Origin of the sequence: Vagococcus hydrophili (genome assembly GCF_011304195.1) — a bacterium.
GTDB lineage: Bacteria > Bacillota > Bacilli > Lactobacillales > Vagococcaceae > Vagococcus > Vagococcus hydrophili.
This window is the reverse complement of record NZ_CP049887.1, coordinates 1,288,913-1,311,340: the sequence shown is the minus strand read 5'-3', so window position 1 is coordinate 1,311,340 and position 22,428 is coordinate 1,288,913. Positions and strand designations below refer to the sequence as shown.

At 34.3% G+C, this 22,428-nt stretch carries 30 protein-coding genes; 9 read left to right on the top strand and 21 right to left on the bottom strand.

Annotated elements, in window-relative coordinates:
- Positions 1-4: 4 nt before the first annotated feature.
- The 3 genes from G7082_RS06650 to G7082_RS06640 are packed head-to-tail and all read right to left on the bottom strand — an operon-like array spanning position 5 to position 2,388.
- On the bottom strand, positions 5-961 hold the full coding sequence (locus G7082_RS06650; RefSeq protein ID WP_166034339.1) for a LacI family DNA-binding transcriptional regulator: 957 nt from the start codon (positions 959-961) through the stop codon (positions 5-7).
- 13 nt (positions 962-974) lie between these two features.
- Positions 975-1,784 (bottom strand): HAD family hydrolase, encoded by an 810-nt coding sequence (locus G7082_RS06645; RefSeq protein ID WP_166034338.1) that lies wholly within the window; start codon positions 1,782-1,784, stop codon positions 975-977.
- 49 nt (positions 1,785-1,833) lie between these two features.
- Positions 1,834-2,388 carry a histidine phosphatase family protein gene (locus G7082_RS06640; RefSeq protein WP_166034337.1) on the bottom strand — a complete coding sequence of 185 codons (555 nt, stop codon included), beginning with the start codon at positions 2,386-2,388 and terminating at the stop codon, positions 1,834-1,836.
- A gap of 94 nt (positions 2,389-2,482) precedes the next feature.
- Between G7082_RS06640 and G7082_RS06635 the strand changes: the two genes are divergently transcribed.
- Complete coding sequence (locus tag G7082_RS06635) at positions 2,483-4,129, top strand: MutS-related protein (RefSeq protein WP_166034336.1); 1,647 nt, start codon at positions 2,483-2,485, stop codon at positions 4,127-4,129.
- A gap of 90 nt (positions 4,130-4,219) precedes the next feature.
- Entirely contained in the window at positions 4,220-4,774 is a 555-nt protein-coding gene (lepB, locus tag G7082_RS06630) for a signal peptidase I (RefSeq protein ID WP_166034335.1), read from the top strand.
- A gap of 45 nt (positions 4,775-4,819) precedes the next feature.
- Here lepB and G7082_RS06625 read toward each other — a convergent pair whose 3' ends face one another.
- Positions 4,820-5,323 (bottom strand): hypothetical protein, encoded by a 504-nt coding sequence (locus G7082_RS06625; RefSeq protein ID WP_166034334.1) that lies wholly within the window; start codon positions 5,321-5,323, stop codon positions 4,820-4,822.
- 93 nt (positions 5,324-5,416) lie between these two features.
- Positions 5,417-5,524 carry a helix-turn-helix transcriptional regulator gene (locus tag G7082_RS06620; protein ID WP_166034333.1) on the bottom strand — a complete coding sequence of 36 codons (108 nt, stop codon included), beginning with the start codon at positions 5,522-5,524 and terminating at the stop codon, positions 5,417-5,419.
- Between the two features lie 362 nt (positions 5,525-5,886).
- Here G7082_RS06620 and G7082_RS06615 point away from each other — a divergent pair, with 362 nt between their 5' ends.
- Positions 5,887-6,336 carry a DUF5626 family protein gene (locus tag G7082_RS06615; RefSeq protein ID WP_166034332.1) on the top strand — a complete coding sequence of 150 codons (450 nt, stop codon included), beginning with the start codon at positions 5,887-5,889 and terminating at the stop codon, positions 6,334-6,336.
- Between the two features lies 1 nt (position 6,337).
- Here the strand turns inward: G7082_RS06615 and G7082_RS06610 are convergent, their stop codons facing one another.
- Both G7082_RS06610 and G7082_RS06605 read right to left on the bottom strand, forming a co-directional pair.
- A complete protein-coding gene (locus G7082_RS06610; protein WP_166034331.1) occupies positions 6,338-6,862 on the bottom strand; it encodes a helix-turn-helix domain-containing protein in 525 nt (174 codons plus the stop codon).
- Positions 6,863-6,867: 5 nt separating this feature from the next.
- On the bottom strand, positions 6,868-7,092 hold the full coding sequence (locus G7082_RS06605; protein WP_166034330.1) for a helix-turn-helix transcriptional regulator: 225 nt from the start codon (positions 7,090-7,092) through the stop codon (positions 6,868-6,870).
- A gap of 225 nt (positions 7,093-7,317) precedes the next feature.
- Between G7082_RS06605 and G7082_RS14920 the strand changes: the two genes are divergently transcribed.
- Genes G7082_RS14920 through G7082_RS06590 form a run of 3 tightly spaced genes read left to right on the top strand, consistent with a single transcriptional unit; the run spans position 7,318 to position 9,239 of the window.
- Positions 7,318-8,418, top strand: coding sequence for a hypothetical protein (locus tag G7082_RS14920; RefSeq protein ID WP_202983136.1), 1,101 nt, complete (start codon positions 7,318-7,320; stop codon positions 8,416-8,418).
- A 17-nt stretch (positions 8,419-8,435) separates the two neighbouring features.
- Positions 8,436-8,861 carry a hypothetical protein gene (locus tag G7082_RS06595; protein ID WP_166034329.1) on the top strand — a complete coding sequence of 142 codons (426 nt, stop codon included), beginning with the start codon at positions 8,436-8,438 and terminating at the stop codon, positions 8,859-8,861.
- A 15-nt stretch (positions 8,862-8,876) separates the two neighbouring features.
- Positions 8,877-9,239 (top strand): hypothetical protein, encoded by a 363-nt coding sequence (locus G7082_RS06590; protein WP_166034328.1) that lies wholly within the window; start codon positions 8,877-8,879, stop codon positions 9,237-9,239.
- Between the two features lie 39 nt (positions 9,240-9,278).
- On the opposite strand, the gene G7082_RS06585 is transcribed toward G7082_RS06590, so the two are convergent.
- The 12 genes from G7082_RS06585 to G7082_RS06530 all read right to left on the bottom strand — a co-directional run bounded on the left by G7082_RS06585 (position 9,279) and on the right by G7082_RS06530 (position 19,856).
- The gene (locus tag G7082_RS06585; RefSeq protein WP_166034327.1) at positions 9,279-10,112 is read right to left on the bottom strand and encodes an alpha/beta hydrolase; all 834 of its coding nucleotides are present in this window, start codon (positions 10,110-10,112) and stop codon (positions 9,279-9,281) included.
- 23 nt (positions 10,113-10,135) lie between these two features.
- The gene (locus G7082_RS06580) at positions 10,136-11,326 is read right to left on the bottom strand and encodes an MFS transporter (protein ID WP_166034326.1); all 1,191 of its coding nucleotides are present in this window, start codon (positions 11,324-11,326) and stop codon (positions 10,136-10,138) included.
- Positions 11,327-11,436: 110 nt separating this feature from the next.
- Complete coding sequence (locus G7082_RS06575; RefSeq protein WP_166034325.1) at positions 11,437-12,309, bottom strand: helix-turn-helix domain-containing protein; 873 nt, start codon at positions 12,307-12,309, stop codon at positions 11,437-11,439.
- A 344-nt stretch (positions 12,310-12,653) separates the two neighbouring features.
- Positions 12,654-12,872 carry a helix-turn-helix domain-containing protein gene (locus G7082_RS06570; RefSeq protein ID WP_166034324.1) on the bottom strand — a complete coding sequence of 73 codons (219 nt, stop codon included), beginning with the start codon at positions 12,870-12,872 and terminating at the stop codon, positions 12,654-12,656.
- 23 nt (positions 12,873-12,895) lie between these two features.
- On the bottom strand, positions 12,896-13,447 hold the full coding sequence (locus G7082_RS06565; RefSeq protein ID WP_166034323.1) for a hypothetical protein: 552 nt from the start codon (positions 13,445-13,447) through the stop codon (positions 12,896-12,898).
- Positions 13,448-13,546: 99 nt separating this feature from the next.
- A complete protein-coding gene (locus G7082_RS06560) occupies positions 13,547-14,752 on the bottom strand; it encodes an MFS transporter (RefSeq protein ID WP_166034322.1) in 1,206 nt (401 codons plus the stop codon).
- A gap of 98 nt (positions 14,753-14,850) precedes the next feature.
- A complete protein-coding gene (locus G7082_RS06555; protein ID WP_166034321.1) occupies positions 14,851-15,306 on the bottom strand; it encodes a MarR family winged helix-turn-helix transcriptional regulator in 456 nt (151 codons plus the stop codon).
- Positions 15,307-15,373: 67 nt separating this feature from the next.
- Positions 15,374-16,252 (bottom strand): GNAT family N-acetyltransferase, encoded by an 879-nt coding sequence (locus G7082_RS06550; RefSeq protein ID WP_166034320.1) that lies wholly within the window; start codon positions 16,250-16,252, stop codon positions 15,374-15,376.
- Positions 16,253-16,644: 392 nt separating this feature from the next.
- Entirely contained in the window at positions 16,645-17,358 is a 714-nt protein-coding gene (locus tag G7082_RS06545) for a hypothetical protein (RefSeq protein WP_166034319.1), read from the bottom strand.
- Positions 17,359-17,372: 14 nt separating this feature from the next.
- Positions 17,373-18,101 carry a MerR family transcriptional regulator gene (locus tag G7082_RS06540; RefSeq protein WP_166034318.1) on the bottom strand — a complete coding sequence of 243 codons (729 nt, stop codon included), beginning with the start codon at positions 18,099-18,101 and terminating at the stop codon, positions 17,373-17,375.
- A 137-nt stretch (positions 18,102-18,238) separates the two neighbouring features.
- Complete coding sequence (locus G7082_RS06535) at positions 18,239-18,772, bottom strand: GNAT family N-acetyltransferase (protein ID WP_166034317.1); 534 nt, start codon at positions 18,770-18,772, stop codon at positions 18,239-18,241.
- Positions 18,773-18,797: 25 nt separating this feature from the next.
- Positions 18,798-19,856 carry a bifunctional transcriptional activator/DNA repair enzyme AdaA gene (locus tag G7082_RS06530; RefSeq protein WP_166034316.1) on the bottom strand — a complete coding sequence of 353 codons (1,059 nt, stop codon included), beginning with the start codon at positions 19,854-19,856 and terminating at the stop codon, positions 18,798-18,800.
- 131 nt (positions 19,857-19,987) lie between these two features.
- Here G7082_RS06530 and G7082_RS06525 point away from each other — a divergent pair, with 131 nt between their 5' ends.
- The 3 genes from G7082_RS06525 (at position 19,988) to G7082_RS06515 (ending at position 21,576) form a co-directional block, all read left to right on the top strand.
- Entirely contained in the window at positions 19,988-20,215 is a 228-nt protein-coding gene (locus G7082_RS06525) for a DUF2829 domain-containing protein (protein ID WP_166034315.1), read from the top strand.
- The gene (locus G7082_RS06520) at positions 20,215-20,976 is read left to right on the top strand and encodes a 3-oxoacyl-ACP reductase (RefSeq protein WP_166036032.1); all 762 of its coding nucleotides are present in this window, start codon (positions 20,215-20,217) and stop codon (positions 20,974-20,976) included. Before G7082_RS06525 ends, G7082_RS06520 begins: the two co-directional genes overlap by 1 nt.
- 96 nt (positions 20,977-21,072) lie before the next feature.
- Positions 21,073-21,576, top strand: a complete 504-nt coding sequence (locus tag G7082_RS06515) for a QueT transporter family protein (RefSeq protein WP_166034314.1) — start codon at positions 21,073-21,075, stop codon at positions 21,574-21,576.
- 56 nt (positions 21,577-21,632) lie between these two features.
- Here the strand turns inward: G7082_RS06515 and G7082_RS06510 are convergent, their stop codons facing one another.
- Entirely contained in the window at positions 21,633-21,956 is a 324-nt protein-coding gene (locus G7082_RS06510; RefSeq protein WP_166034313.1) for a bacteriocin immunity family protein, read from the bottom strand.
- Positions 21,957-22,034: 78 nt separating this feature from the next.
- Entirely contained in the window at positions 22,035-22,427 is a 393-nt protein-coding gene (locus G7082_RS06505; RefSeq protein WP_166034312.1) for a hypothetical protein, read from the bottom strand.
- Between the last annotated feature and the right edge of the window lies 1 nt (position 22,428).

Below are 22,428 nucleotides of genomic sequence, written 5' to 3'. Positions count from 1 at the left end.
GCCTCTATGACTTATTATCTTCCCTCACAACAAACCTTGAAGGTATCCCGATTTTTTCCACTCTCGAGCTGTCTAAAATTAATTCAAAAGCTTTCTTACCTATTTCAGCAAATCGATTGTCTATAGTTGAAATATTAAGTAATTGGCTACTTAACTGCATCTCTTGTCCCACTAAAAATGGCACTGATAATTTGTAATCAAGATAAAATTGTCTAGCACCAGCTACCACATCATCTCCATTAGAAAATATGGCTTCGATTTCCACCCCTGACTCATGCCATTCTTTCGCTGCTTGATAGCCTTCTTCATAAGTGGCAATGCCAGTTTTAATCCACTGTTCTGTCAATTCTTGTCCATACACTTTTTGATAAGCTTTAACTGTTTCACGACTTGTGGCGCTTATTTTAGCTTCCCGACTAAAGAAAAAACCAATTTTCTGATAGTTCTTTTCCTTTAACCATCTCATACCTGCTTCATAGGCGATGTTTCTCTCAGAATACACTGCTGAAATTTCAACTTCTCCAGGGTCTTCACAGCACACGATGGGAGAATATTTTGTGTAACTGACTAAGGTTTCAAGTGACAAGCCACGGGAGGTGAAAATCAAGCCGTCATAGGCATTCCTTCTTAACTGCTCTAAATAAGCCAGCTCTCTTTCCTTGTCGTAAGCAGAGGGCAGAATAACCAAATGATAGTCCGTTTGAAAAGAGGCATCGATGGCTCCTCGCAAAATTTCTGTAAAAAAAGGATGCTTGGTGTGTGGTAAAACAATCCCAATATTTAAAGTTTTCCCTCGACTTAAATCTCGAGCGATTTCACTTGGCACATAGTCCAGCTCTTTAATGGCTGCTTTAATTTTTTCTTGGGCTTCTTTTGACACATGCTTACGCTGATTCAAGACCCTAGAAACGGTTGCTGCTGAATAGCCACTTTTCTTCGCAATATCATGTATGTTTGCCACTCACGTCACTCCTCTATTTTTTCAAAAAATACGTTTCAATGCCGTACCCCACGCCGTCTTCTAAATTGGTTTTAGTAATATAGCGACCGTAAGCTTTGACTTCATCACTGGCATTTTCCATGACCACAGGATGCCCCACTTTTTCTAACATGGAAATGTCATTATGCCCATCTCCAAAAGCCGCCACATGCTCCTTATCTAAATCATAATGAGACAGAATATAATCAATCCCTTTAGACTTTTGCGCCTTGATATTCGTGATTTCTAAAGTATACGGACTAGACTGGGTAAAAGCTAATTCTTCTATTTCTAATTTAGCAAAAAACTCTTTGACCTCTTCCATCACCTCAGCATCAAAAATCCACAACATAATTTTAAATAATTTACGTGGGTCTTGGCTAAAAAAGACTTCTCTTTCTACAACTTGTGGGATTTGACTACCAATACTTTCTTCTCTTTTGATTCCTTCATCGATCTTACACGTATACCAGTTATCATCGTCATAGAAACTAAAACTCAAACTTGGATAGTAAGTCTGAATCAAGGTGATGATCTTTTGAGCCATCTCCCACTCAATAAATTCTTCTGAAATAATCACCCGTTTCCCTGATTCATTACGGTAAATCAAACCACCATTAAAAGCCACCTGAGGCGAGTTTAATTGCAGTTTCTCAACAATGGGCGCCATGTCATTTGGGGTTCTTGCTGAAACTAAGCTAAAAGGAATACCACTATTAATAATCATAGCAGCGTTGGTTTCTGTAACGTCCCCCGTCTCGTTTAATAATGTCCCGTCTAAATCTGAAAATATATGTGTAATCATGTGTTTGCTCCTCGTAGTTTTAATCACACTATACCGACTGAAACGGGTTTTAGGTCAAGTATTTTTTCAAAGAAATAAATTGGTCATCCTCAGTAAATTCGCCGTAGTAGACATCTGGAAAGTTCATCTCTCTAAATCCTTCATAATCAAACTCCCCATTAGTTAAATGATTAAACAACACAGCCAACCATGTTCCGTGACCACTAATCACAAAATCCCCGGAACTTTTCTTTTGCAGTTGATTAAATGTAGCGATACCTCGCTTTGAAACATCATTTAAAGATTCTCCTGACTCTAATTTATACGCTTTATCTGCCCACTGATTTTTCGTAAACTCTTGGTAATCCTTCACCCAACTGCCGACTTCTCGCTCTTTTAATTCCTCGATGACATTCATTTCTAGGTTCAATTGCCTTGCTAAAGGCATGATTGTTTCTTTAGCTCGTAAAAAGGGACTCGTATAAATTTGAGTAATTTCTTCTTTTAATAGTTTTTCACTTAAAATTTCAACATCTCTTCTTCCCTGTTCTGTTAAAGGAGCAAGCATGTCATCTTTGACTGTCGTATCTCTTAAACCATGTCTGATAAAATAAACCTTTCTCATCTTACGCCACATCACTTTTTCTTTCTAGTATACCGTAAACTCTCAAAACAAACGTGATATAATGAATTTATTATTTTTTTAAAGGAGTCCTACTATGAATGAAATAGGAATTGTAGTCTTATTCGTGCTTGGCATTACTGGCTTTTTTTATTATCTTGATTATGTCAGTCGTGTGAAATTAAGAAAACAGATTAAATCAGATTGGGGAAATATTCCACGTGGCACTAAAAGAGACACGGAGAAAAGTCTCTATAAAGCGTTTAGTTTAAAAAATCAGCAAGAGAATAGTCTGATTGATGATTTAACTTGGCAAGATTTGGATATGTTTGAGGTCTTTCAACGACTCAATCTCACTTACTCAAGTATCGGCTCAGAAAAGCTCTATGAAACACTACGTAGTTATTCTTTAAGTGATGATAAAACCTCCTCAGAAGAAATTATCGCTTACTTTAAAGAACATCCTGCAGAACGTGAAGCTTTTTCATATCAATTTGCCCAATTAGGGAAAAAGGATTTTAACTATATTCAAGCTTATTTGAATGAACAGACAAAACCTGTGTTTGAACAACAAGGACTGTTTGCTTTTCTTGGTCTGTTACCTATTATTAGCTTACTTTCAGCTATCTTTATTGGTCCTGTTGGCTTGTTTGTTGGTTTGGCTTCTCTTTGTTTTAACACTATTTTTTACTTCATCCAAAAAGGAAAACTAGATGTGGAACTAGGAACCATGAGCTACTTGGTTCAAAGCTTGTCTCTTGGGACTAAATTAAGTAAGAAAAATTCACCTGTCAAAGAAGACTTACAGAAAAAAATAGCGCCTTTTCAAAAAGTCTTACCTTTCGCTTTTGCCTTTAAAACTAAAACTGGTGGCGAAATGGAGATGATGGTCGAAATGTTAGGTGGGGCCTTTTTACTACCTTTCATCTCTTATGGGACTGTTTCAAAAGCACTCAGTCATCACCAACAAGATGCTAAAGACATTTGGGATTTACTAGGACAACTAGAAGTAAGCATTGCGATTTTAAATCTTCGGGAAGTCTACGGGGATCACTGGTGTCTGCCAGAATTTACAGATAAAAACGAAGTCGTAGGCGAAAATGTCATTCATCCTTTACTTAGCGAACCTGTCCCAAATCCTGTTGCTTGGCAGAAAAGCACTCTGATTACAGGCTCAAACGCTTCTGGTAAATCAACTTATGTACGAAGTGTTGCCATCAATTGCTTGTTAGCACAAACACTTAATACTTGCTTGGCGACTTCATTCCAATTAAAACGAGGACATATCCTATCTTCTATGGGAGTGAGCGACAGTGTGATTGATGGAGATAGTTACTTTATCGCCGAAATCAAATCCCTCCGTCGTCTGATCAATCAAGTCGCTACTGGGGAATTTTGTTATACCTTTATTGATGAGATTTTAAAAGGCACCAATACTATTGAACGAATCGCAGCTTCCTCTAGTGTGATTCAGTGGTTAAATCAACAACATCAACTGACATTTGTGGCAACTCATGATATTGAATTACCTCAAATTCTAGGTGGTGCTTGCGACAATATTCATTTCGAAGAAACAGTGGAAAAGGATCAAGGAATCACCTTTGATTACTTACTCAAAGACGGCGTGGCGACTTCTCGAAACGCCATTAAACTGATTGACGCCCTTGGGTTTCCAGATGAGATTGTGGCACATGCTTTTGAATCAGCAACTTACTTTGATACAAACAAAGCATGGCACTCTTAAATTTTAATAATTTATGAAATTTTTTATGGGGTGAATGGTACCACACGTTTTTATGGTATGATAAACGAAATTACTAAAGGTGGTTAAGGAATGATCAAACATTGGATAAAAGAATTACTTTGGCTAGTTTCACTTGTGGCTATTTTAGTTGCGATTAGAGTCTTTGTCTTCTCACCCATTAAAGTAGAGGGACTTTCTATGATGCCCACACTCGTTGATGGAGAAAAAGCTATCGCCTATAAATTAGGAGACATCAAACGATTTGATGTGGTTCCTTTAAAAGCACCTGATGATCCCGCCCTTTTTTATGTGAAACGTGTGATTGGATTACCAGGAGATACGGTTGAATATAAAGAGGATCAGTTACTGATTAATGGACAAGCTTTGAATGAGCCTTACCTAACTGATTACCAACAAAAATGGAAAGATGCCGGTAACGCTGAGCCATTAACTCCGAATTTTACCCTGTCAGAACTGACTGGACAACAAACAGTTCCTGAGAATACTTATTTTGTTTTAGGGGATAATCGCCGCGTATCAAAAGATAGCCGCTATCCCGAAGTTGGGTTTATTCCTAAAGATAATATTATTGGAAAAGCAAAAGTTTCATTCTGGCCACCTGAAAAGTGGGGAATGATTAAGTAGAGATGAAGAGCTATGCGTCAATTGACACATAGCTCTTTATCCTTTTTAAGTATTAATTTTTTTATAATATTCATCACTTACTTCTAATAGCGATTGTATTTCTTGTTTATGTTCTTCAAGAAATAATTCAGCCTGACCTTCACTCTTCTCAATTAAATTTTGATTGTTACTAATTTCTAAATTAGAATTTAAATCAAAGCTTAATCCTTTCCCATTAAAAAGTCTATATATCTTATTATTAGTAGTTTGAATTACAATTCCCTCTGACATATCTTCTACTTCTACAGAATATGGTTTAAAAATAGGATTAGGAAATTTATTTTCCTGTCTGGAAGAATTAATTTTATATTGCCTATCTTCAATATAATCCCCATTTTGATCATACCCATCCCATTCTAACTTTGTTTCAATTTTATTAATTGAATCAGCTTCACATTTCAACCACCATACTCTATACATTGATGATAAAAATAAAATTAAACATGTTATCACTAATAAATTTCTTAATCCTCTTCTATTTTTTACCCAAAAATTGATTTTCTTTACCATGACTGTATCCTCCTTAATTAGTTCATCTAACGATACCTCGAACTTGTCACTAATCAATATTAATGATTCTAAATCCGGATAACTCCTTTCGTTTTACCAATTAGAAATAGTTTGCCTCGTAACAAATAGATGCTCAGCAAACTGTTGTTGTGTCATGTTACTATTTTTTCTAATTTCAATAATTTTTTTGCTTATTTCCAAATAGACACTTCCTTTTTATTTTTTTGTTCTTTAATCATTATGAGTTAAGAGATAAAATTAAACGATAGTAAGTAGTTTTACATTACTCAATCTACCCATGTAAAAGCTACTTTACATGGATAAATAAATGATTATAATAAAACTATCGGTTATTATAACTTACAAAATAATAAAAAAATTGAACATTATAAAATGAATAGAGATACTTTATTACTATTATTCAGTTAATTTTTCTACTATGTTCTTAGGCTTCAACCCAAAAAGCAATCAGTGGTTGCCTAATGTAAACCACTGATTGCTCTTTTTTTCTCCTAAAAAACGGTAAACTTTTACTATCACATTTATTTAGGAGGAATGTATTTATGAAAAAATTAGTTTTAAGTCTCTCTGTTTTTGGTGGTGGCTTTTTCTTAAATGGACACGATGCTTTAGCAAGTGAGACAAAAGTCAACTACGACCTAGACAATCATCAACTACTAGAAACCTTCACTTTAGAAGAACAGGGAGAAAAGGTGACGATCACTATTTTAGATAACTCGCTTTTTTCTAGAATGCCTGATAAGACCTATACTGTTTCTAAAAGTAAAAATAACTCTTGGACCATTTCTTACAAAGTTAATGTAAAAAAAAACAAAATAACTGCCGCTCATAGTGGACAATTCACAGCGATACAAGGTAGTTTTTCAAACACTTCTGTTAAACGACATTCTGATTCTCTGGCGATTGGGAAGGGTGTTTGGAAAAATCGTTCTTATACTTCTAATGTCCAAGTAAAAACCACTGTTAAAAATAATTCACTCGTTGTTGAATAAATCATTCCACATTCACTGTCGTTCCAATATCCAGACTAGTTGTTATACCTAGCTGTAAAACATAAATATTATATACAAAAATCAATATTGATAAAAAGACGATTAATTTATAAAATTGATTGTCTTTTTTATTACGCCATAGAACAAGAGGAAGTGCAATTAACCCAAAAGGAGCGATGGCAATAGACAAAGCAGTAAATAATAGTAACACCCAACTTTCATCACTATCTGAGGATAATAATTGGTTTAGCTTTTGTTGCTTCTTTTCTATTTCTTCTATATTTTTATTCATTTGATCTGTTTTTTGATTAATCTCATGTTGGAGAACTTTAGTTTCTGTTAATAATTCATCAATCGACACTTCATAATATTTGCTTAACTCAACCAAATTATCCAAATCGGGGTATGCTTTATCTGTTTCCCACCTTGAAATTGATTGCCGTGATATATTTAAAAAATCAGCCACCTCTGCTTGAGAAAAACCTTTTTCTACTCTGACTTGCTTCAACCGTCTACCCAATGTCACATGAATCAACCTTTCTTTTCCATTAGGGAATAACGCAAATTGATCAAGACATCCTCCATGGATATCTCTAAAAATTCGGACAAGTCATATAAATGTTCCAAAGAAGGAAAAGCTAAGTTATTTTCCCACCTCGAAACCGACTGTCTTCTGACCCCTAAAAATTTTGCCATCTCTTTTTGACTCTTTTCTTTTATTATACGATTGTTTTTTATAAAAGTCCCGAAATTCATAAAAACTCTTCCTCTCTCATTTTAGTTATTTACCTTAACTATAACGAGTATCAAAGAAAAAAATAAGCAATCATTGATGTACATCTCAGCACTTTTTGCGTGCGTCTCAAAAAAAGAAAGTTATTAACGGTTTAAAAACGCGTGTTCTAAACATTGATATAACAACGTTGCTCGCTCTGGTTGACATGATGTAAACTGCTGATTGCTTACTTAAAAGGAAAGTTTATGGGATATTTAGGGCATCAAAAAGAAAGAAGGTTGTTATTAATGAAAAGAAAATTGTTAAGTTCAAGTTTACTTATTTTTTCTCTACTAATTTCAAATTCAATCGGTATCGCTGCTACAGAAAATTCGACATCCACTAAATTTTCAACTGATATTGATTCAGAAATTTTATCAACTACTACAGAAGAATCAGCAAAAAAAGAAGCTGTTACACCTATATCAGATATAACCAACATATCTGATAGTTTAGAAAACAACATACCAGATACTCAAATTATCGGAGATGATAAGATAGAAAAATTTTATGAATATGCGATATCAACTGGTAAAATAAAAAGAGAACTATATTCTTTGGAAGATTTTATTTATAATTACAAAATATCCTTAAATGAATACCCTGAAACTAAAGAAATCTTTAAGCTAGAGGAAAGCTTTGATGAATGGTTTGAACAAATACGTTTTGGTGCGTTACCTGATGGTCAAGGAGAAGCCTATTCAGAAAATTCCATTACTGATATCAGCACACGTGGTTTTTCAGACGCTCAAAAAAGAAGTGCAAATCGTTTTAAGAAAGATTTACGAAAAGGTGATATTATTGTTGTTAATTCAAAAGGTCCTGGACATGCCGCCATTGCTACAACTGATAATTATATTCTAGAAATGACTGGAGGAAGAAATCCTGTAAAATGGTTTGCTGGCGGTATCGAAAAAAATAATCATCAATTTAAAGCTAATAACTGGTTGTTCGGTTATTCTGAACAAGGTTGGACCCCTGATCAAAACATTAACTATAAAATTCAAATATGGAGAATTCCAAATAAAAATATGGCTAATCAAGTAGCTAGTTATGCAGATAAACATTATTTTAGTTATTCAGGTAGTTATTCACGCAATATTAACCTTAAATACCTAATCTCTCCCGGTCCATTAGTTACCAATCCAAATTATTGTTCAAAACTTGTTTTTAATTCTTACTGGTATGGTAGTGGTAACTCGCCAGTTGTTAAAGACTACTATGCACACGTTCAGTATATCTATCCTTCTGCATTACCTGATATTTTTCAAAATGGCTATACTCCTCGAAAAATTGGAGATTATTAAAGAAAGGACTTCTCACCATGACTAAAAAAAGAATCAGCCTCATCTTTCTCGTGATCATAACAATCTTATGCCTATCACCATTAGCCTTAAATAAATGGGCAGATTGGAAAATCAAACACTATTTAAAAAAGGAAAAAAATATTTCCAGTAGTGAACTGATTATTTTAGAAAAAACTTTTTTAAATTTTACAGGTAATGAATACATGATGACGTTTACGACTAAATCTGATAAAGAAATGGATAACACAGATCCTCTCGTGAGCAAAAATGAAACTGGAAGGGATTATTTCATTCGATATAACCTGAAACACCACGACTTTTCCTATTACCCTGTTTATAATGGTAATACACCAGAAGATATAAATTTTATTAAGAATGAATTTGCCTTTCCACCAAGTAATAAAGAATTAAAGGCTATTGGTTACGACATCCCTAAACCATAGTTAGGAGGACTATATATGAAATCAGACTACCATCAAACAATTTATCTCACCTTACTTTTTACAGTCATTTGCTTTTTATCCCTTATTTTTGCCACCGGGAAAGGTATTGGGATCAGCTTTGATGATAATCAGTTGGTCGCCTATTTACTAAGTGGAATTTCCCTTTTTATCTGCTTGTCTGCCTTTAAAGTCAAATTATCCCGTAAAAGAAAAACGATGGTTAAAACTTTAGGTACCGTTCATAGTTTGTTTCTTATCTTGTTTTTTTCTGGTTGGATTGGGTTCAATGAAGGTCTGTTTATTTTTATTATTCCGATTATTGGTGCTTCTTATTTTAGTTTTGTGACGATTATTCATTATTTGGAGTTTAATAATTAAAAAAAGTGATGAACTTTCTCAGTTCATCACTTTTCTTAATTATTCCGTCACGTTTCCACTATTTAAAAAATTGCCTTTTTCTTCAAGTGGCAACCAGTCTAAGAAGTTCTTCACATAAGTATCCCAGAAGTCCCATTCATGACCACCAGCATCCTCAATGTAGGTCATCTCAACGTGATGATCATCCATAAACCATTTAAATCCTCGCACACTTTCTAACAAGAAATCATCTGTTCCAATTGGTAAGTAGATTTTTGGAATTTCTTCCCCTGATTCAATTAATTGATCCACTAAATAGCAATAATCTTTGTCACTATTTTTAATCGTATCGATGCCACCAAAAGCATTATCGTAAAAGTCTAAACTCCACCCTGTGACAGATAACAGCTCTGATCTGGCTTCAATTTGATCATTCATTAAGCCTGGTGAAAACGCGCCGATATGACTAAAGGTATCATGATATTTCAACCCATTAATTAGAGCACCGTAACCACCCATTGAAAGTCCCGCGATAAATGTATCTTCTTTTTTATGAGATAAAGGAAACATATTTCTTGTAAATTCTACTAATTCTTGTGCCACATAAGAACCATAATTTTCGCCACGACTTGGTTTATCCACGTAAAATTGATTTTCTCCTGAAGGCATGATGACCGCTAAATTATGCTCTTCTGCCCAACGTTGAATTCGAGTACCCGATAAATAATCTGTATAATTTCCAAAAGCGCCATGTAATAAATACAATGTTTTAAGCGGTTTTTGTTCTTTCTGTTCTTCTTCCCCAAATGAAATTTTATCTAAAGGAATAATCGCATTAAAGGTCACTGTGCGTGATAACATTTTTGAAATAAAATTTACTTGTACTAAAGCCATAGGAATAACCTCTTTCTTTTAACTTATATTTTTTGTGTGTCTGGTGTCACTTGTTTTTTCTTTTGCGCACTTAGAACAACAAATGATAGAACACTTAAAGCGATTAAGCCGATACCGCTCATTAAAAAGCTATCCGCTGCACTCGTCATACCTGTCATTTTTCCTAAGAAACCATTAATTGTTGGTGATAAAAACACCCCTAAATTAATCCCTACTAATAATAATCCTGTAGCTAAGTTAGCTGAATTTTTCGGTGCTACTTGTCCAACTAACATAAACATAAATGGCGCTGCTAAACTAAAAGATAATCCTGAAACAATCGCGCCAGCTGTCACCATTGAGATGGAACTTGCTGAGAGAATTAACATAAAGCCAATTCCCATACCTAAAAGTCCAATCGGTAAGACATTTTGTTTCAACACTTTGAAAATTTTACCGTAGAAAACACCAACAACAATGCCAACAATCGTGATTGACCCTAAAATACTAGCCGCTGTTTCTGGTTTTCCAAGTCCTGTTTCAACTAATAAAGTTGCTGTTTTTAACATTACCACGAAGAATAAAGCGTATACAATTAAAGCAAAAATTGATAACACAATCGTTGGAGCATTAACACTTTCTTTTTCCTTTTTAACTGCTTGCCCAGAAACTTCTTTGCCATCATCTGGCAGTTTGATAAATAGGGTAAATAGAATTAAAGGTAACACTGTTACGGCATACACTAAAAATGAGTTTTGCCAACCGAACCGAGTAAAGTAACCCACAAGTAAGGTCATGACGGTACTACCGATTGAGCCCATTGCTGCTTGTAAGCCCATTAAACTGGCTTGTTGTTCGCCTTCATAAAGTTCAGTAATTAAACTCACCGCTAGCGCGTTAAATAATCCAATTCCTGCACCAAAGAAGAAACGAGAAACTAAAATGATCGTGTAACTCTCGATAAAGACTGGAACTAATCCAGCGATTAAAGCAACGAATAATCCTAATAAAACGGTCTTTTTCTTGCCAATAAATTTTATTATAAAATTGCTAAGTAAAACGAAAATTAAAATACCGAAATTAGGGACTGTTGCGATTAATTCAATAGACGATGTGCTTTGATTTGGAAAGCTCTGTTGAATTAAAGGAATGAGTGATGATACGACAGGTCCTGCTACTAATACTAAAGAAATAGAGAGTAACGACGCTTTAAATAAAAAACTATTCTTATTCATGATGATCCTCCAATTAATTATTGAAATCGATTACATAAAGAAGGATAGCACGAATGTTTCTTTTAAAAACGGCAGATCCAATCAAAAAAAAAGGCATTTTCAGCCCTTTTCTATTTTTTATGATCCTTTATCATTTTTTTGTATGACAACTGATATTTTTTCGGTGTTTCATGAAAAATATCTTCAAAAGCTTTTCGAAAAGATTTTTCATTTGGAAAACCTACCTGATCAGAAATAACTTGAATTGATTTCTCTCCCTGTATTAATAGACTTTGTGCTTGGTTCACACGAACTAACTGGACATATTTCATGACACTAAGTCCTAAATTTCGTTTGAATAATTTACTTAGTGAGTTAGTTGATAGATGAAATTCTGTGGCAATCTGATCAACTGATAAATCATGGGCATAATTTTCTTGAACAAAAGACAGAATTTCTTGAATTTGTCCTAATTTTTTATTGTAAACACTTGAATTAATCGGCATTTTTTCTTGGATCATCCAATATTTTGCCATTAAAAAAATCATTTCATAAGTTAACGCCATGAGCTGAACTTCTAAAAATTCTTCTGGTTCATTTTTTACTGAATGATAAAACTTGCTCAAAATTTCTCTTAATTGATTGAGTTCATTGATGTTTTCTTTAGGTTCATTAACAAAACGCATGTATTCAAAATCAGGTAATAATTTATTTAAGAATTCAAAAGGAATTTGTATCGTTAACGCCTCTAAGTCAGAACAATAACTCGAATGAGCGCTATGAATTTCCGCCGAATTAATCAGCAAAACTGTGCCTGGTTCTGTGGAATGATTCTTTGAATTAATCGTAAAATTCTCAATCATTCCAGAATACGTATAGGAAATTTCAAAGGAGGCATGCCAATGAGGAAGAACCGTCGTCGTTGATTCTTGCCACGAATGAACAATCCAATTAAGCGGGACTTTTTGATTTTTATAGTGTATGAATTCATGTTCAAAAGACATTGGTTTTCTCCTTTAACTTATTTATGTAGTTTGAGTTTAGCAGATAATAAGGAAATAGAGTAGTGAAAAAGGCGTTTTGCTCCAAGCAGCTGGAGGAAATGAAAAACAATTCATGCTCTTCGGATTGATTTTCATTTGTGAAGTTGCCACAGGAGCTGCCTTTTGAACTCAGACTAGATAAGAGTAGTGAAAAAGGCGTTTTGCTCCAAGCAACTGGAGGAAATGAAAAACAATCCATGCTCTTCGGATTGATTTTCATTTGTGAAGTTGCCGCAGGAGCTGCCTTTTGAACTCAGACTAGATACAAATAAAAAAGAGGCAAACACTTAAGTTTGCCTCTATACTTATTCTATTTCTTCTTCGTCTTCAAACTCTAAAATATCTCCTGGCTGACACTTTAAAACTCGGCAAATCGCCTCTAAAGTTGAAAAGCGAACCGCTGTTGCTTTTCCCGTCTTTAATTTAGACAGATTGACATTGGTAATCCCAACCTCATCTGCTAAATTTTTTAAGGAAATCTTTCGATCAGCCATCACTCGATCTAAACGAACGATAATCGCCATGTTACTTCTCCCCTTACTACTCCTTAGACCACATCATTGGTAAATTTTTGTAATGTTATTCCATATCTAATGACCTCTGCCATAAAGTAAATCACTAATCCAATCACTGATTGAGCTGTAAACGTACCGATTACAATTTGATAGCCGCTAGTCATTAATACGTTGATAATTATATAGTATATAAGTGGTGCGATGATATCAACTGCAATTAACATGATACCTATTTTTCTTAGTAATCGGTAAACAGTTAGAGTAAATGGCTGTTTTTCATATCTCATAATCGAAAAGAAAATACCTGCCTGCCACAAAATATATGACTGAACTCCTCTTTTAAAGAAACCTGAAACACATAAAGCCAGATAATGATCTGAATTTGCCAAATGACCTTTACCTCCACCGCCAGAAAAAAGATTAATCCCATCAACACTCAGATTTAAACTTTTAACAACATCCTGTTTCATACCTGTTATTAACCCGATAACAATGAAAACAGCCATTAAGCCAACTATAATACTTTGCACTTTAAAAATAGCTTCCAACACTCTAGACAACCGTTTAAAATTTTTCACTTTCATCTCACTCACTCCTCTTTACAATTATTCTATACCTAAAATAATCATATTTCAACAATTAATTAACGTTTATCGATAACTAATTACTTTTAAAAGATTAATTCACTTAGTATTCACCATAAAAAGTAACCCCACTAAACTAAGAACAACACCCAATATAATTGGTACAGAATGCCCAAAAGTAACATACAGTTGACCAGCCATTAACGGTCCAACAATTCGTGATAAAGCTTGAATAGACTGACTACCACCTTGGATTGTGCCCTGACTATTTTGAGTCGCTGACTTCGACAATAAACCATTAAATGATGGACTAAAAATAGATTCACCAAAACCAAAAACAAGCATGCCAACTATAAAATAGCTTAATTGAGGTAGTAATGCAGACACTGTCATCAAACTATATCCCACCAACTGACAGCTAATTCCTAGTTTGATTAATTGCTGATCGCTCAATCTTTTTAAAAGAATAGGCATGATAAACGTTTGAGATAAGATATCCTGTATGCCAATAATTGAAAAAATAAAACCAATGGCAGCTGCTTTTAGTTGAAACGTATCAATAGAAAACTGAGACATGATGGACTGCAAAGCACTATTTGGTACCCACAGAAAGAAACCAATCATTAGTAAGTGTCGAATTTTTTTGATGGCTAGAACTTGCTTCAATTTAAGCATAGGATTGATGTCACGGAATGTCAGTTCTTGACTTCTATTTTCTAGTGGATGAGATTCTTTCATAATAAAATACCCAACTAAAAAATTAATAAATGATACGAGAGCTCCAAAAAATAGTGGTACTGCATAACCAAAAGTTGCTAAAAAACCGCCTAAAGCAGGACCGATAGCTGAACCAAAACCAGCAACAGCACTAATCCAACCAAAATATTTAGTCCGTTGATTTTCTGGTGTGATATCTGCAAAATAAGCAAAAATTGTGCTGATACTACCACCTGTTAGACCTTCAATCACTCGTCCTAAAAATAAAATTCCTATTGAACCACCTAATCCAAAAATCAAAAAACCAATAGAAGAACCTACCAAAGAAATCAAAAGGATTGGGCGTCTACCGTAACGGTCACTTAACGTCCCTAAAATTGGCGCAGAAAAAAACATGCAAAAGGCATAAGTCGACATCAAGAGAGTTACCATGGTTGCTTGATCAGACGCACTTGTTGTGTATTGTTGAACTAAAAAAGGTGTCACAGGCATCACAATACTAAATCCCATACCACATAAAAACGTGGCGACTAATCCAAAAATAAATTTATCTTTTGCCACTGTTTCGTGTAAATCATTTGTTAACATAAAATCATCTCTTTCATTATTGTTTCTTAGTAAACAAAATAATAAACCTTTATTGTTTCCTTGTCAACAATAAAAAAAGTAACCACCTTTTCTGATGATTACTTTTTATTCTCTATTTCAGTATTTAAATGTTCGTTGTAACGAGTTAAAAAAGATTCGACTTTTTCCAAAACATCCTCAGGAATTGCTTCAAATAAGTGTTCATCTCGTTTCCTAAATTCGGCGTGTAGTCCTTCGTGAATATCAAATATTCTCTTACCTTCTTCTGTTAATTCAAAATAAATTTCTTTTTTATTTTCTGATTTTTTATAACTTGTGATAGCACCTTTAGTGGTCAATTTTTTTGAAATTTTACTCATAGCTCCTCGAGTCATAAAGAAATGCTCAGCTAATTTTGTCACATTCACATCTTCTTCTTTTCCAATGTATTCCAAACAATGAACCTCAGATGCGGTATAACCTGCTAAAGCTTTCTGCATTTTTTCAGTATTTAGAAAAAGAATTTTATCGTGAATCAGTCGGACATCTTCAAAAATTTTATCTATGTTGCTCATGATCTCACCTCTTAGGTTCTATCATATATTTTTTTTATTTCCAAGGCAACAATGTATCATTTTAAGATTACGCATGTCCAATCAACGGTATCTTAATTCCCTCAAATGGCGTTAAATCTTTTCCTAAAACAAACAACGCATCATCATCGATAAACCTTAGCTCTTTCTTCATCTCCAGCTCGCTACATTCTGTTAACTCAAAAGGACATTCAATTATTTCAATCTCCTCAATTGGTAAATAGTTTAATATGTCACTCAACACCCAATCTCTCTTCGTCAAAATATCCATTAAATAAAGCCTGCTTCCTTCAACTTCAAATACTACATACATATCAAGTTCCTGAATATAGTAAGTCATTTCAGTAAATATGGTTGAATAATAAAACATGGATAAGGTGATGTTATCAGCGTAATAAGTTCTGATATTACCTTGATTTCTTTCTGAAATAAGCCTTTCAATATCCACTTTTTTTTCCCTAAAACTAGTTTTTTCAAGACCTGATTTTTTCGTCTTCGATTTGCTCACATCAACAACAGTTTCCATTTCTCCTAAACGTTTAAAGCCAAATTTAGGGTAGAAATCAAGGACCATTTCATTAGCAAATAAGTAAATATAATCATATTGATCTTGGTATTCTGCCAAGACATGTTCCATTAGTTTTCTTGATAACCCATGTTTTTGATACTCTTTATGAGTCATGACCGTTCCAATTTGAAGCATTCGGTATTTTTCTTGATCGATCACTAGCTCACTTTTAGTGACCGATACATTAGCTATTACTTTGTTGTCTATTACATATGAATAGGGGATGTAGTTATCTTGCCAGTAGCCTAATTCGTACCAGGTTTCAAAATTTATGTCAAAGGTCATTTCTGCAAGACAATTAAAACTCTTTCTTAGTCCCTCATCTTTTTTTATGTCTGTTATTAATTGATAATCTTTCATTCTTTTCTCTCCTTATCATTTAGTTATTTATCTTCATAATCTTTCTAATTCACTGGAATCACCTCCAACAACACGCAAAAAAGACAGTGCAGATAAGCTCTCGCACTGTCATCAAATAAAAGGGACTACATCATCTGCTTCATTTTTTATTTAATTTGAATTTATGACAACTCCTCCAGTTACTCAGAGCTAAACGTCATTTTTTGCGCTTTGTTTTGCTTTCTTAATTATCACTTGAAAACATCACTAAATAATCCTCAGCTACTCAGCTGAAAAAATTTCTATGTTGTTTTCTATTTAATTGGTTAGGGTTAACCCGCGATAATAAGTTTTAACATAAACAAAGCCTCCTAATGTGTTGAAGTTAATTCATTCTAGCATAGTCCATAAATTTACACCTCTGATTTACCCTCCAAATCAATCTCCATCGTAAATAAATTATAACTCAACTCTTGTTTACTCAAACGACTTAGCTCATAGTCAAATCCTTTATATGAGAAAATAACAAACTCAACTTCTTCAGCCATTTTATCCGATTTAACAATTTGTTCAAAGAACGCCTCTGCTACCTCTTCTATTTCAAATATTCCAGTTGCTTCAAAGGTATTGAGTGCTACATGAGTTGTGAAAAAATCTGCTTCGTACTCTGTTTTAAAGAATTTTTGAACCGTTTCAGAAGTTGGGATAATACTTTCAAAAAATAGTTGGTCTTTTTCGTATTTTCCAATGGATGCAATGTAACTTCTTTCCTCTTCATCCATAACCATCGTAAATAATTCGCCAAAAATACTTTTCTTGTTGTCTGTTCCCATATCAATATCTAAGGTTGTTTCGATTAAAGTATCGACTAAAAAGCTCATCCCTTGATCAGCCGCATCTTTGGCGATTTTACCTATCACTTCTTTCGCCGTTTTTTTCTTCAAAGGAAGACTTGTAGAGATAGACTCCATATCTTTTAAATCTTTAATTTCTTCAGAAGTAACTGCATCTCGAACAATTGCCATAATATCATCTTCTTCAAGTCCTTTTTCCTTAAACCCTGTTGGAATTTGAATAAAGTACTCACCCGTCCACTGCAAAATATTCAATTCACCCATGTACTCCATTGTAACAAGCCTCCTTATATTCTCGCTTCTAACGTCCAAACTTCTTTTTCACTGTAACCTAAAGAGCTATAGATATTTTCGTAAACTATGATTTCTTGATCTGAGTTTATATTTAAAATCGGATCTGCCATAAACAATTCAATCTCTTTTTCCAATTGTTTAGTTTCTATCAGCGCCACATTTTTACAAGCATAGGTTCCTTTTTTCAGTATTCGCTCACTTTCTAACTCCGAACTAAGAGAAAAAGTATTGTCTACTCCTTCTTTATTGATGATAGTTATAAGTAATTCTAATTGAGTAAAGCCTTGTTTTCCTGCTTCAACAAAATCAATGGATTCATCTTTAATCACATTCTCAGGAACTTCTTTCAAGTAACGAATATCTTGTTCTAAAAATTGTATCTCACCTATTTTGACCGTTTCTTCTGTCTCAATAATTGTATTCACTGTGTGTTGAATGGCTTTTAATTCTTGAATTTGATTTTCTAAATCAACCACTGACTCTTTAAGTCCTGAAAGAATCGTATCATCCTTCAACATTTTCTTGATTTCTTCAATTGAAAAGCCAATCTTTCTAAGAAAAATAATTTGATACAACCGGTACACATCACGTTCTGTAAAATGTTGATAACCATTCGTTTCATTCACGATAGGGATTAAAAGTTTTTCATCCACATAATGACGGATGGTGGGTTTAGGTAGTTGAAATAATTTTGCTAATTGTCCTGTTGAAAGTAATGACATGAGTATCGCCTCCTAGTTATGACTTACAGTATAAAGTATGAAGTTACCACACAGTCAATAAATACTATTCAATTTGTTGATGTTTTTAAAAAAATTTCTGTATAAAAAAAGGTTAGCGCCTCGCCAACCTTTGCTATTTAACAACATTCTTCTCTTAAGATGCCATATTTTACTGAGTCATAATAGTTACCTTGCCAATATCTCACTTTACGAATGACGCCTTCTTTTGTCATTCCAGCTTTTTGACCAATCTTTTCCATACCTGAGTTTCCTGACCAAGTGGTAAAACTCAGATGTGGTAACTCAGGATATTCAGTAAATAAATAAGGTAACCACATCTTTAAAACCTTTGTTCCAATGCCTTTTCCCCACATATTACGATCATAAATAACCATGCCAACTTCTAACCAATGCTTCAATTTACCATCTTCCCAATAAGCTGTCACAATGCCCACAATTTTATCATCCACCGTAATCAGTTTAAATCGGTGGTGATTGATTACTTGAGTCACCCAACCTGTCAGGTATTCCTCTTTTGTTAAAATCGGATCGTGAAAATATGGACCGTTGTAGTTCATCCATTCTAAATCAGCATCAGGACCGTAGCTAATCTCCCAGAGTTCCACTAAATCTTCTGGCATAATTTTTTTGAGTTCAATTTTCATGAGCATGCTCCTTTGTTCCTTTTAACTCAGTTTAACACAGCTCTTCTTTGATCTCTTTCTCTAAATTCAGTAAATATTGTTTACGCTCTAAACCACCCGCGTAACCACCTAATTCGCCACTCGTTTTAAGAACTCGGTGACAAGGAATCACGATGGCAAGCTGATTGGCACCATTAGCATTTCCAACAGCACGCACTTTGTTTTCATCTCCCAAGTCGTGAGCTAAATCTTTATAGCTCCTAACTTCTCCCATAGGTATTTTTTCTAGTAACGCCCACACGTCTTTCTGAAAAGGCGTTCCTTTTCTAAATAAAGGTAAATCAAAAACTTTTAACTTCTTGTCAAAATACAAAAGGATTTGTCTTTCCACTTCTTGATTAATGTCATTTTTTCCAGGAATAATTCGGAAATTTTGGCTTTTTCTTAAACCCTCTAATTCTCTTTCTAATCCCCTACGATCTGTAAATTCCAGTAGATATAAGTAATGATCATCAGATAAGCTCAACATTTTTCCGATTGGCGTTGTAATAAAATAAGCATATAAAATCGAAATGTCTGTTCTTTTCGCTGGATTTCCCATAATTTTCGTAAAAGCATCATTAAACCCACTAGGAGAGGCGTAGCCTGTTGCCACTTGTTGATCAATCACTTTACTGCCATTTGAAATCTCTTTGAACGCAAGGCCCATTCTTCTTGATCTGGCGTAGCGCACAAAAGTCATACCATAAATCTCCTTGAATTTTCTTCTGGCCGTTGCCGAATGTAAGCCTAGATCTCTAAAATCACGTTCTTGCCATCTCTTTTCAGGCTCTTCCTCTACCGCCTGAACCAGTCGTTTAATTTCATCTGGAATTTCATGAGGAAAAGATAAGGGATGACAAATTTTACAAGGTCGGTATCCTGCAAGAAGGGCTTCTTCTGCCGTTAAATAAAACTCACAGTTTTCGTATTTGGGCTTTCTAGCCGTACATGTGGGATGACAAAAAATACCTGTCGTTTTGATTCCCGCAAAGAAAATACCATCATAGGTGGAATCTTTTTCTACTAGTGCTTGATAATACTCGTCTCTTTTCTCTTGTGTTAACGTCATAAGCTTTTCCTCCTGTTTCTATTTGAGTTTATTGTATCGGATTTAAAGGAGAAAAGCTTTCGAAAAATGAACAAGTATGTTTTACTCCATGTTATAATGAGACCAGTTTTTAAACGAAAGGAGATTTTAAAATGACATTTGAAGAGATTTTACCTAAATTAAAAAATGGGGAAAAGATTATTCGCGAAGGTTGGGGAGGATTCGAGCTTTATGTGACACTTGTAACTGATGACGTCTTCGATAACTGTCCTGTGACACCTTATTTTTTAATTAAAACAAGTGACGAAGGCTTTTCTAGTTTTGCCCCAACTGTTTGCGATATTTTAGCAACAGATTGGAAAGTGGTTACTGACAAATGATGCTCATTCACTACCCAGAATATCAAGGAAGCGTCGTTTTTGTGACAGGAGCTAATTCAGGGATTGGATATTCACAGGCTGTAGCATTTTTAGAACAAGGCGCTAAAGTCTTTGGACTAGATAAAAATGCGGATAGCATGACTGAACTTCAACAAAAATATCCTGAAAATTTCTTGTTTACCCATGGTGATATTAGAGAGATGGCTATTTTAGAAGAAGCTGTTACAACGTGTTTAGCACAGTTTGAAACCATTGATATCTTACTTAACACAGCAGGCATTCTAGATGACTACTTACCACTTCATGAAACATCTCATAATTTATGGGAAACAGTTTTTGCGGTCAATGTTACGAGTCAATTCAATTTAACCAAACTCGTCTTGCCAATTTTTTTAGAAAAACAAACAGGCTGTATCATTAATATGGCTTCAATTGCAGGTCTTGTTGCTGGTGGTGGCGGTGTTGCTTATACTTCTGCCAAACATGCTATCGTGGGATTTACTAAGCAGCTTGCTTTAGATTATGCAGATAAAAACATTCGTATTAAAGGGATTGCCCCTGGTGCGATTGAAACACCGATGAATGCGGCGGATTTTGTTGGTGACGGTGAGATGGCAAAATGGGTGGCCAGTGAAACACCTGTTAAACGCTGGGCAAATCCAGATGAAGTCGCTCAATTGACACTCTTTCTAGCAAGTCAACAAGCTAGCTATTTACAAGGAAACATTGTACCAATCGACGGTGGTTGGTTACTCAAATAAGAATCAAACTGTAACACTTACGGAAAAAAATATCTTTTTCCATCCTTTGGTTACAGTTATTACCAAGACACCTCGTCTTGCAAAGGAGAAAACAATATGAATAAAAAATACCTCTTACAGGAACTCACTGTTTCTGACCTATCAAAAATAGCTCTTGTCACTACACTTTATGTGGTGATTACTTTCGCTTTTTCAGCGATTAGTTTCGGGCCCATCCAATTCCGTTTAGCGGAGATTTTCAATTTTTTACCACTCTTTAATAAACGATATGTGCCTAGCGTTGTTTTAGGTGTTGCGATTGCTAATTTTGTCTCACCACTGGGCATTATTGATGTGATTGTCGGCAGCTTAAGCACGTTTTTAGTGTTACTTATCGTTCTATTGGTTACCCAACAGATGACTTCTTTAAAAAATAAAATTATTGTTACTAGTCTAATTTTTGCTCTGTCGATGTTCACTGTAGCAGGCATGTTAGCTGTTTTTTATCATATGCCTTTTTGGATAACTTATGGTTTTGTCGCTCTTGGCGAAGCATTATCAATGGGATTAACCGGTTGTTTGATTTATGGAGTGAGTCAGCGGATTGATTTAACACAATGATAAGAAATAAAAAGTACGTATGCCTACAAATTTTTGCGGACATACGTACTTTATTTTTATAAATTTTGAAGCATTATGCTTGTTGCTAAAAGGCCATAGCCTACATTCTTTTTTAGTAAGCCTGTGTCTGAGATTGTTTTATAAAATTCTCCGACTTCAGCGCTAAGTGTGGCTTTTTGGTTGTACTTAACGAGTGCCAACCGACCTAATTCAGTAGATAGCTTCATAATTGGTTGTTCCATATCTTGATTACTTGTTGCTTTTTCTTTGAATGAAACAAGTAAGGCTCTTTCTTCTTCTGTTGTTTCTGGATTCAAAATCAAATCATACACTTTTCTTAAAACAGCTGCTTCAACTTCTTCGACACTTTTCTTTGTCATTTTAAAGACCTTCTTTTATTTAATGTGTTTTTGTTTCATGAAAATATCATATCACTTTTCATGTAGTCTTTAAAGGTGTTATTCTTCAATAATTATATTTTCTTCATCATAGATAAATGGTTTACTTTCCACTTCGTCTCGATTGTTATATACTTCAAAATCTTCTTTAGATACAGAGAACTTGTCATGTTTTTTTATACGGTAAAAATCATGAATCACAATCATTGATTTCTTGCCGTATGAATCTTCTTCCTCTTGTTGATTAATTAACTGAACATAATAATAGTCCTCATCTTGATACACATATCCATTTGTATTCTTCTTAGTAAACATATTTTTTTCATCATAACGCTCATTGGCATAATCAAAACTCGCATTAAGAATTTCTTCGCCTTGTTTCCCCTTACTCATTCCACAACTAGATAAAACAAGAAGTAACGTAATTACCATAAATATTTTAAACTTTTTCATT

What these genes read in the sequence shown, in the direction of transcription:
- G7082_RS06645 (WP_166034338.1), bottom strand. Translation starts at nt 1,784, where the DNA reads ATGATTACACATATATTTTCAGATTTAGACGGGACATTATTAAACGAG.
- G7082_RS06640 (WP_166034337.1), bottom strand. Translation starts at nt 2,388, where the DNA reads ATGAGAAAGGTTTATTTTATCAGACATGGTTTAAGAGATACGACAGTC.
- G7082_RS06635 (WP_166034336.1), top strand. Translation starts at nt 2,483, where the DNA reads ATGAATGAAATAGGAATTGTAGTCTTATTCGTGCTTGGCATTACTGGC.
- lepB (WP_166034335.1), top strand. Translation starts at nt 4,220, where the DNA reads ATGATCAAACATTGGATAAAAGAATTACTTTGGCTAGTTTCACTTGTG.
- G7082_RS06625 (WP_166034334.1), bottom strand. Translation starts at nt 5,323, where the DNA reads ATGGTAAAGAAAATCAATTTTTGGGTAAAAAATAGAAGAGGATTAAGA.
- G7082_RS06615 (WP_166034332.1), top strand. Translation starts at nt 5,887, where the DNA reads ATGAAAAAATTAGTTTTAAGTCTCTCTGTTTTTGGTGGTGGCTTTTTC.
- G7082_RS06605 (WP_166034330.1), bottom strand. Translation starts at nt 7,092, where the DNA reads ATGAATTTCGGGACTTTTATAAAAAACAATCGTATAATAAAAGAAAAG.
- G7082_RS14920 (WP_202983136.1), top strand. Translation starts at nt 7,318, where the DNA reads ATGGGATATTTAGGGCATCAAAAAGAAAGAAGGTTGTTATTAATGAAA.
- G7082_RS06595 (WP_166034329.1), top strand. Translation starts at nt 8,436, where the DNA reads ATGACTAAAAAAAGAATCAGCCTCATCTTTCTCGTGATCATAACAATC.
- G7082_RS06590 (WP_166034328.1), top strand. Translation starts at nt 8,877, where the DNA reads ATGAAATCAGACTACCATCAAACAATTTATCTCACCTTACTTTTTACA.
- G7082_RS06585 (WP_166034327.1), bottom strand. Translation starts at nt 10,112, where the DNA reads ATGGCTTTAGTACAAGTAAATTTTATTTCAAAAATGTTATCACGCACA.
- G7082_RS06580 (WP_166034326.1), bottom strand. Translation starts at nt 11,326, where the DNA reads ATGAATAAGAATAGTTTTTTATTTAAAGCGTCGTTACTCTCTATTTCT.
- G7082_RS06575 (WP_166034325.1), bottom strand. Translation starts at nt 12,309, where the DNA reads ATGTCTTTTGAACATGAATTCATACACTATAAAAATCAAAAAGTCCCG.
- G7082_RS06570 (WP_166034324.1), bottom strand. Translation starts at nt 12,872, where the DNA reads ATGGCGATTATCGTTCGTTTAGATCGAGTGATGGCTGATCGAAAGATT.
- G7082_RS06565 (WP_166034323.1), bottom strand. Translation starts at nt 13,447, where the DNA reads ATGAAAGTGAAAAATTTTAAACGGTTGTCTAGAGTGTTGGAAGCTATT.
- G7082_RS06560 (WP_166034322.1), bottom strand. Translation starts at nt 14,752, where the DNA reads ATGTTAACAAATGATTTACACGAAACAGTGGCAAAAGATAAATTTATT.
- G7082_RS06555 (WP_166034321.1), bottom strand. Translation starts at nt 15,306, where the DNA reads ATGAGCAACATAGATAAAATTTTTGAAGATGTCCGACTGATTCACGAT.
- G7082_RS06550 (WP_166034320.1), bottom strand. Translation starts at nt 16,252, where the DNA reads ATGAAAGATTATCAATTAATAACAGACATAAAAAAAGATGAGGGACTA.
- G7082_RS06545 (WP_166034319.1), bottom strand. Translation starts at nt 17,358, where the DNA reads ATGGAGTACATGGGTGAATTGAATATTTTGCAGTGGACGGGTGAGTAC.
- G7082_RS06540 (WP_166034318.1), bottom strand. Translation starts at nt 18,101, where the DNA reads ATGTCATTACTTTCAACAGGACAATTAGCAAAATTATTTCAACTACCT.
- G7082_RS06535 (WP_166034317.1), bottom strand. Translation starts at nt 18,772, where the DNA reads ATGCTCATGAAAATTGAACTCAAAAAAATTATGCCAGAAGATTTAGTG.
- G7082_RS06530 (WP_166034316.1), bottom strand. Translation starts at nt 19,856, where the DNA reads ATGACGTTAACACAAGAGAAAAGAGACGAGTATTATCAAGCACTAGTA.
- G7082_RS06525 (WP_166034315.1), top strand. Translation starts at nt 19,988, where the DNA reads ATGACATTTGAAGAGATTTTACCTAAATTAAAAAATGGGGAAAAGATT.
- G7082_RS06520 (WP_166036032.1), top strand. Translation starts at nt 20,215, where the DNA reads ATGCTCATTCACTACCCAGAATATCAAGGAAGCGTCGTTTTTGTGACA.
- G7082_RS06515 (WP_166034314.1), top strand. Translation starts at nt 21,073, where the DNA reads ATGAATAAAAAATACCTCTTACAGGAACTCACTGTTTCTGACCTATCA.
- G7082_RS06510 (WP_166034313.1), bottom strand. Translation starts at nt 21,956, where the DNA reads ATGACAAAGAAAAGTGTCGAAGAAGTTGAAGCAGCTGTTTTAAGAAAA.
- G7082_RS06505 (WP_166034312.1), bottom strand. Translation starts at nt 22,427, where the DNA reads ATGAAAAAGTTTAAAATATTTATGGTAATTACGTTACTTCTTGTTTTA.